Annotated in this window: 7 protein-coding genes; all 7 read left to right on the top strand. The window is 65.2% G+C overall.

Annotated features, from left to right (window positions below):
- Positions 1-1,748: flagellar type III secretion system pore protein FliP (gene fliP / locus ACESNG_RS13940; protein ID WP_373069449.1), on the top strand; the 1,748-nt coding region annotated here is incomplete at its 5' end.
- A gap of 360 nt (positions 1,749-2,108) precedes the next feature.
- Complete coding sequence (fliQ, locus tag ACESNG_RS13935) at positions 2,109-2,378, top strand: flagellar biosynthesis protein FliQ (protein WP_373069447.1); 270 nt, start codon at positions 2,109-2,111, stop codon at positions 2,376-2,378.
- 14 nt (positions 2,379-2,392) lie between these two features.
- Positions 2,393-3,217: a flagellar biosynthetic protein FliR gene (locus ACESNG_RS13930; RefSeq protein ID WP_373064622.1), complete on the top strand. Its 825-nt coding sequence runs from the start codon at positions 2,393-2,395 to the stop codon at positions 3,215-3,217.
- Between the two features lie 3 nt (positions 3,218-3,220).
- Positions 3,221-4,318 (top strand): flagellar biosynthesis protein FlhB, encoded by a 1,098-nt coding sequence (locus ACESNG_RS13925; RefSeq protein ID WP_373064620.1) that lies wholly within the window; start codon positions 3,221-3,223, stop codon positions 4,316-4,318.
- An 11-nt stretch (positions 4,319-4,329) separates the two neighbouring features.
- Positions 4,330-6,414 (top strand): flagellar biosynthesis protein FlhA, encoded by a 2,085-nt coding sequence (gene flhA, locus ACESNG_RS13920; protein ID WP_373069445.1) that lies wholly within the window; start codon positions 4,330-4,332, stop codon positions 6,412-6,414.
- Positions 6,414-7,268, top strand: coding sequence for a hypothetical protein (locus ACESNG_RS13915; RefSeq protein ID WP_373064616.1), 855 nt, complete (start codon positions 6,414-6,416; stop codon positions 7,266-7,268). Before flhA ends, ACESNG_RS13915 begins: the two co-directional genes overlap by 1 nt.
- A partial coding sequence (locus ACESNG_RS13910) for a MinD/ParA family protein (RefSeq protein ID WP_373069443.1) occupies positions 7,265-8,119 on the top strand: 855 nt, incomplete at its 3' end. The genes ACESNG_RS13915 and ACESNG_RS13910, both read left to right, overlap by 4 nt.

Below are 8,119 nucleotides of genomic sequence, written 5' to 3'. Positions count from 1 at the left end.
CCCTCGCGTCAAGAACGCGTGTGCCGTTGGAAGTCGTGCAGCGCATTCCGCTGGGTCCGAAAACGGGGCTCGCTGTGGTGCGCGTGGGAGAGCGGGTGATGGCGCTCTCCGTCGGCGAAGGTGGTGTACGTCAGCTATTCGAACTCGATGAAGTCGATCGCCTGCGTGTCATCGCCGCCAGCACATTGCCGGTTCCGATGGTCTCCAGCGCAGCCGCATCGGCGGCGTTCACGATACCAGCGGCGCTGCCGTCGGCGATGAGTGCGGCGTTCCCGGGCAAGTTCGGCGCGATATTCCGCCGCTCGCTCAACGCCACGAATGTGCAGGTCGCGATGTCGCAGGCCGATCTCGAACGCGCCGCTGCCATGCTGGCTTCAAGTGCAGTGCGCGTGGCGGTGCGGCCGTTCTCGCCGGCCGAGCCGAGCGAAGTACCCGCGTTTTTGACCGCGGGCGCGGTGCTTACGTATGCGCCGCGCTCGGCGATGGCCGCGCCGGTGTACGGAACGCCGCAGACATCGCAGCAGGCCGATCGTGACTTCCGCGCGATGCTTGGTATTTCACTGGGCGGTGCAACGCGCCTCGCGACGTTCGGCGCTGCCATGCTTCTGCTCGGCGCCTCGTCGCTGAGCGCACAGTCCGCGACTCAGGCTTCACCGCCGCGGGTCGCGACGCCCGCGGCGGCGGCAACGACACCGGTGGCGCTGCCGCCCCCGACGCTTCCGGGTGCTCCGGTGGCTGCCGCAACGCTGCCTGCTCCCACGCCCCCGGGTGCTCCCGACTTCTCGCTGCCGGCTTCGCTGCAGAGCGTCACGCAGGATCTTGTGCAAAAGGCCGCCGCCGCTGAAGCAGCGGCCAAGCTGGCGACGACGGTACCGACGAAGCCGAAGAGCCGTAACTCGCGACTGGGGGCGACTCCTGGGGCCGACAACGGTGCGGCGCTGACGGCGCAAGCGGCAGCGTCGCGGCGTCCGATGTCGCAGATGGTCGTGGACTCCGCGAAGGACTCGAACGGAAGGGCCAGCGCCGCCTCGCCGGCACCGATCGGAGCCGATGATGCCGTCATGCGCATGATGCCGCAGATGGATGTCAAGCTCGGTGGCGATGGCGAGAACGGTGGTCTGCGATTGAACGGCACCGTGGGCATCGTCGTCATGATGGGGCTGCTCACGCTGCTCCCCACGCTGCTGCTCATGATGACGGGCTTCACCCGCATCCTGATCGTTCTGCACTTTCTGAAGCAGGCCATGGGTACGCAGAGCGCACCGCCGGCGCACTTGCTCGCTGGCATGGCGCTGTTGCTGACCGGGTTCGTGATGACCCCCACGCTCACGCAGGTGAATCGAGACGCCATCACGCCGTGGCTCGATGGCAAGATCGGGCAGGTCGAGATGATGAAGACCGGCGTGAAGCCGATGCGCGAATTCATGCTGCGGCAAACGCGTGAATCGGATCTGAAGACATTCGTCGAAATGAGCCGCATGCCGCGTCCGAACACGGTAGACGACGTGCCGTTGCACGTGCTCATGTCGGCGTTCGTGGCCAGTGAGCTGCGCACCGCGTTTCAAATCGGCTTCGCGATCTACCTGCCTTTCATCATCATCGATGCGGTCGTCGCCTCGGTGCTCATGAGCATGGGCATGATGATGCTGCCACCAGCCATGATCTCGCTGCCGTTCAAACTGTTGCTCTTCGTGCTTGTGGATGGGTGGACACTGACGATTACGAGCTTGGTGCAGAGCTTCAAGTAGGAAGGGCTGACCAGCCAACTCCCTAGGAAGCAGGGGGGAGGGTATCAGGAAGGAGGGGGCAGGACGATGGATTTCCGCAGTGCTGCCCTTTCCCGCTGTGCCCCCCTGCTCCCTGCCTCCTGATACCCTCCCCCCTGCTTCCTAAGCCGTTGGCAGTTCACGTCCCTGCGGCAAATTTCGCCGTAAAATCACCCGGCAATTCCTGCCGAATACAGCAAATCGGTCATACTAACCGATTCACTTTATACATGTAAAATTAACAATGACAACGCTTTACGCGACTATGTGATCCGTGTCGCCTCTGGTACGACCCCTGCTTTATCAAGTGCTCGGAAGCCCTACTTACCCGAGCCGCCCCGGATGTCACACCAACTCGTCATCGACTTATCACGCCAGGCGATCATGACCGCGCTCATGATCGCGGCGCCGATGCTGCTCGTCGCCCTCGGCGTGGGGCTTGTCGTGTCGATCATCCAGTCGGTGACCCAGATCCAGGAACAGACCCTGGTCTTCGTGCCGAAGCTCGTCCTCGTGGGCGGCGCCTTCATCGTTGGCCTGCCGTGGCTGCTCCAGATCCTGATCCGCTATACCACCCAACTCTTTCGCGGCATCCCCGCGATGGTCGGCTGAGCCGGATCGCCTACATGACCCCGTCCACCGGCCTCTTCGGCCTCCCTGACTTCTTCGCTCCCGGCGTCGCCACCGCCTTCGTGCTGACCGCGCTGCGCGTGGGCGGGCTGTTGCTCGTCGCCCCGGCGTGGTCGGCCAAGAGCTTCCCGATGAAGCTCCGCACCGCCGTCCTCGTCGTCTTCGCCACGCTGCTCATTCCGAGCGCCGCCACGACTACCGATCTCGCCGCGCTCCGCATCACGCCGGTGACGTTCCTCAGCGAGACCATCATCGGCTTCGTGATCGGCTTCGCCGCCGCCATCATCGTGGCCGGCGCCGAGTTCGCGGGTGAACTGATGACCAACTCGATCGGTCTTTCCGGCATGGCGATTCTCGATCCCGTGAACAACACGCAGGGTGCGATCCTCGGCACCTTCATGCAGCTGTTGGCCATTACGCTGCTGCTCACCGGCGGTGGTCACCTCATCATGCTGCAAGCCGTCGCGCAGAGCTTCGTCTCGATGCCGCTCGGCGCCCCGCTCGATCTCGCCAACGGCATGCTTGCGGTCACCAAGGCCGGAACCACGATCTTCGCGACCGGCATGCAGTTCGCCGCCCCCGTGATCGCGGCCATTCTCGTATCCAACATCGCGCTGGCGATTCTCGGACGCGCGGCGCCGCAGCTGCAGGTCATGAGCCTCGCGTTCCCGCTGCAGATCGGGATCGGCCTGCTCACCTTCGCCGGTTCGATCGGCCTCGTCGTTCACGCGCTCGCCGACTGGACGCCGGCTTACGCCACGACGCTCGACAATTTTGCGCGGGCGGTGCACGTCGCCCCTGCGCCGACGGGGGGGCGTTGATCCATGTCTGATTCCGATTCCGGCGAAAAGACAGAGGCGCCCTCTGGCAAAAAACTCGACGACGCGCGCAACCAAGGGCAGATCGCCAAGAGCCCCGAACTCACCACCGCCGCCTTCCTCCTGGGTTCTACGCTCACGATGACGATGGCGGGACCGCCGCTCTGGCAGTTCCTGCTCGACACCATGGGCAACACGCTCGCCAACGCGGGCAATCTCGAACGCGGTGGCGCGTCGGCCATTCCGTTTCTGCAGGCGCTCGGCTTCCGTACCATCGTGGCGATGGTCGGCATGATGGCGGCACTCGCCGTGATCGCCATCGCCGTTCAGGCGATACAGACCGGCGGCCTGCTCACCACCGAAACGCTCACGCCGAAGTTCAGCCGCATCAATCCGGCGACCAACCTCAAGCGGCTGCTCGGCAAGCAGGCGATCGTCGAACTTGTGAAAGCGCTGCTGAAGCTCAGCATCGTAGCCTGGGCCGTGTACTCCACGCTGGCCGATGCGTGGCCCGACGTGCAGGGGCTCGCGCTCGACAAGTCGCCGGCCGCGCTCATGCAGGTGGTCGCCAAGTACGCCATTGCGCTGCTCAAGAACGCCGGTCTGATGTTCCTCGTGCTCGCGCTTACCGACTACGCGTGGCAAAAGTACAGCACGACCGAGTCGTTGAAGATGACGAAGCAGGAAGTGAAGGAAGAGTCGAAGTCGCAGGAAGGCAATCAGGAAATGAAAGGACGCCGTCGGCAGATCGGACGCGAGCGCATCCGTCGTCAGATGTTCGCGGAAGTCCCCAAAGCCGATGTCGTCATCGTGAACCCGGTACACATCGCCATCGCCATCAAGTACGACCCCATGGTCGCCCCCGCGCCGTACGTCGTGGCGATCGGCCAGCGCAAGATCGCCCTGCGCATCAAGGAACTCGCCTTCAAACACAACGTGCCCGTGATCGAAAATGTCCCCCTCGCCCGCGCGCTCATCGTGGTGGCGAAGGTGGGCACCGTCATTCCGGTCGAGATGTATCTGGCCGTCGCCGAAGTGTTGGCCTTCGTGATGCGTCAGCGGGAACGGTTCGGCGCCTCGTGGCGTGGAACGGCCGCCGCATGAGGAACGCCTGAGTGACCAGCGTAGCACTCCCTCTTTCGCTCCCCGCGGAACCCGGCAAGAAGGCGGAACTCGCGCTTGCCCTCGCGGTCGTGCTTATCCTGGCACTGATCGTGGTACCGTTGCCGCCGATCGTGCTCGACCTGTTCCTCGCCGCCAGCATCGGGCTCTCGCTCGTCGTGCTACTGGTGTCGTTGTACACCACCGATCCGCTCGACTTCAGCAGCTTCCCCGCGTTGCTGTTGCTGCTCACGCTCTTCCGCATCGGCCTCAACGTCTCGTCTACGCGCCTCATTCTCACGCAGGCGCACGCGGGCAAGGTGATCGAGGCGTTCGGCAATTTCGTCATCGGCGGCAACTACGCCGTCGGTATCGTGATCTTCCTGCTGCTCATCGGCATCAACTTCATCGTCATCACGAAGGGTGCCGGACGCATCGCCGAAGTCGGCGCGCGCTTCGCGCTCGATGCGATGCCCGGCAAGCAGATGGCGATCGACGCCGACCTCTCGGCCGGCCTCATCGACGAGAAGGAAGCCCGCACACGCCGCGACGTCATCTCGCGCACCGCCGACTTCTACGGCGCGATGGACGGCGCCTCGAAGTACGTGAAGGGCGACGCGATCCTCGGCATTCTCGTGGTCGCCGTCAACATCATCGGTGGCATCTTCATCGGTGTCATTCAGCGCGGCATGCCGCTCGAGAAGGCCGCTGCTACCTACACGCTCCTCACCGTCGGTGACGGCCTCGTGTCGCAGGTGCCGGCGCTGATCATCAGCACCGCCGCCGGTCTCATGGTCACCAGCGCGGCCGGTAACGAGCGCATGGGCACCGTGCTTTCCAAGCAGCTCGGTGCACACCCGCGCGCCATGTGGATGGTGGCCGGGGTGTTATCGTCGTTCGCGCTGATTCCCGGCCTGCCGATGTTCCCGTTCCTCGCGTTGGCGGTGGGCGCCGCGGCGCTCGCCAGGATGTCGGAGAAGGCGGCCAAGGCACGCAACGAACTCGCGCAGTTCTCGGCCACACCGCTCGCCGAAATCGAAGCGCCCGCGCCGACCGATCCGATGCGCGACCTCCTGCAGATCGATCCCATCGAACTCGAAGTCGGCTACTCGCTCATCCCGCTCGTCGACGAAGGACAGGGCGGCGATCTCCTCGAACGCATCGGCCTGTTGCGTAAGCAGGCAGCGCTCGAACTGGGCATTCTCGTGCCGGCCATTCGCATCCGCGACGACATCCGTCTGCCGGCCAACGAGTACGTCATCAAACTGCGCGGTTCGGAAGTAGCACGTGGTGAAGTGTTGCCCCGCTTCGTGATGGCGCTCAACACGGGTGGTGTGGTCGAAGAGATCCAGGGTATGGATACCGTCGACCCGTCGTTCGGCATGCCGGCCAAGTGGGTCTCGATGGGACAGCGTGCCGACGCCGAAGCGCGCGGGTACGTGGTCGTCGAGCCTACTACTGTCGTGGCCACGCACCTACTGGAAACGCTCAAGACGAGCGCTGCCGACCTGCTCGGTCGTCAGGAAGTCCAGGAAATGGTCGAGACGCTCAAGAAGTCGCACCCCGCGCTCGTCGAAGAGATCATCCCGAGCAAGGTCTCGCTCAGTGTGCTGCACCGCGTGCTGCAGCGCCTCCTCCGCGAGCGTGTCCCCATACGCGATCTCGTCACGATCCTCGAAGCCATCGGCGACGGTGCGGACACCACGAAGGATCCCGAAGCGCTCACTGAAGTGGTACGCAAGTCGCTCACGAACGTCATCGCCCGTCTCTTTGCCGATCAGAGTGGTGTCGTTCGCGGCATCACCATCGGTGGCCGGCTCGAGTCGGCGCTGCTCGGTCTCTTCTCGCCGCGCTCGTCGAACGTCAACGCCCCGGTGCTCACACCGGAATCGTTGGCGGGTCTGCTGCGGGATCTCAACCAGATGGCCAGCACCTATTCGGTGGATGGCCGTCCACTCCCGCTCATCACGCCGCCCTCGCTGCGTGTCGGTGTGCGCCGCCTGATCGAACCTGTGTTGCCCAGCCTCCCGGTGGTCTCGCTCGCCGAGCTCCCCGCGCAGATCACGCTGAGCAGTGTCGCTACTTGGGAGATGAACTGATGCATTTCAACTCGGCGGAGCGCTTTCGTGGCGCCGATCTCTCGCGGGTGGCCGATCGGGCCCGTCGCACGCTCGGTGACGATGTGATGATCCTCCACACGCGCGCCGTACGCGACGGTGGCGTGCCGATGGTCGAGGTGCTGGCCGCGCCGTCCACCACGATCGATCGCGTGCGCGCGCGGCTCGAGCCGACACCGTTCCCGGTGCACATGCGCCAAGCCGACGGTCGACCGTACTGCATCGCGCTTGTCGGTCCGACCGGCGCCGGCAAGACCACCACGGCCGCCAAGCTCGCTGTACGTCGCGGCATGTTCGGCGCGGCGCGCCCCGGTCTGCTCACGATCGATACGTATCGCGTCGGTGGGATGGAGCAGTTGGCTACGTATGCGGAACTCGCCGACGTGCCGTTCGAAGTCGTCTACGACGCGCGTGAAGTAGACGCCGCGATGAAACGACTGTCGGGCACCTGCGATGTCATCATCATCGACACGCCGGGGCGCAGTCCGGCGTCGGCAGAACTCACCGAACGCTGGCGGTCGCTGCTCGACGCGCTCGATCCCGACGAAGTGCATCTCGTGATTCCGGCGTCGTTGCGCGCCGACCTGGCGATCGATATCGGCCGCGCGTATCGCGCCACACGCGATCACTGCGGCGCCACCCACCTGATCCTCTCCAAGGTCGACGAAGTGCCGCGTGGATCGGGCATCAGCGATCTCGCGCTGTCCCTCGAAATGCCGACGCGGTGGGTCACCGACGGACAAGATGTGCCCGGCGATCTCAAGCCCGGTGTGCCGCGATTGTTGCGCGCCTGGGGACTCTCCGCGGATGCGGAGCCTGACTGGATGCCCGCATGACCGGCCAACAGCTCATGTCGCCACCACGTGGAACAGTTGCCGTGTCGCAGGTCGATGCGCTGCTCGGTCGTAGCCCGCGCCACAGCGGGCAGCAGGGCGGTGTCCCGCGTGGCGCGACCACGCTGCTGGTGGCCAGTGGACGCGGTGGAAGTGGCACGTCGCTGGTGTCGGCACTGCTCGCTGTCGCGGCGGCGGGCGATGGCTGTCGTGTGCTGCTCATCGATGCCGATGATTTCGTCGGACCGCTCGCGCTCACGCTTGGGGTGCAGGCTCGCGCGTCATGGCAGGATCTGCGCGGTGGCCGCGTGTCACCAGCCGACGTCGCCACGCCCGTCAGCACCACCCTCACCCTCGTGGCCGGAGGCGCCCCGCGCCTTGGCTCCGACAATCTCGCTCTCTCGGCCGCCGAACGTCGCGCTTGCATGCGACGCCTCGGTGCGCTGGCAGACGGAATGGACCTCGTCGTCCTCGACTGCGGGGCGCGTATCGATACGGTGCTCGCCGCCATCACGCCGCACGCCGACGAACGCCTCGTCGCCGTGGCCGCCGGGAGTGATCCAGTGGGCCTGGCGTCGACCTATGCCCTCTGCAAAGCGGTGCACACCCGTCACGGTGCCCTTCCGATAGACGTACTCGTCAATCGGTACGAAGGGAGCGAAGCCGCTCGCTGCTTCGACGCCATCGACGCCGGTGCCCGTCAGTTCCTCGGAATGTGTCTACGCCTTGCAGGCGCTGTCCCAGCTGATCCGACGCTCCACGCCGCGCTGCGCGCGGGAATGCCTTTTCCGCATGCGGCCGCCGGTTCGCCGGCTGCGATTGCTGCTCACGAAGTCGTGATGCGCACGCTGGCT

The organism is Gemmatimonas sp. (genome assembly GCF_041689975.1).
Taxonomy (GTDB): domain Bacteria; phylum Gemmatimonadota; class Gemmatimonadetes; order Gemmatimonadales; family Gemmatimonadaceae; genus Gemmatimonas.
The sequence above is the reverse complement of the archived record's forward strand: the minus strand, read 5'-3'. Positions and strand labels throughout refer to the sequence as shown.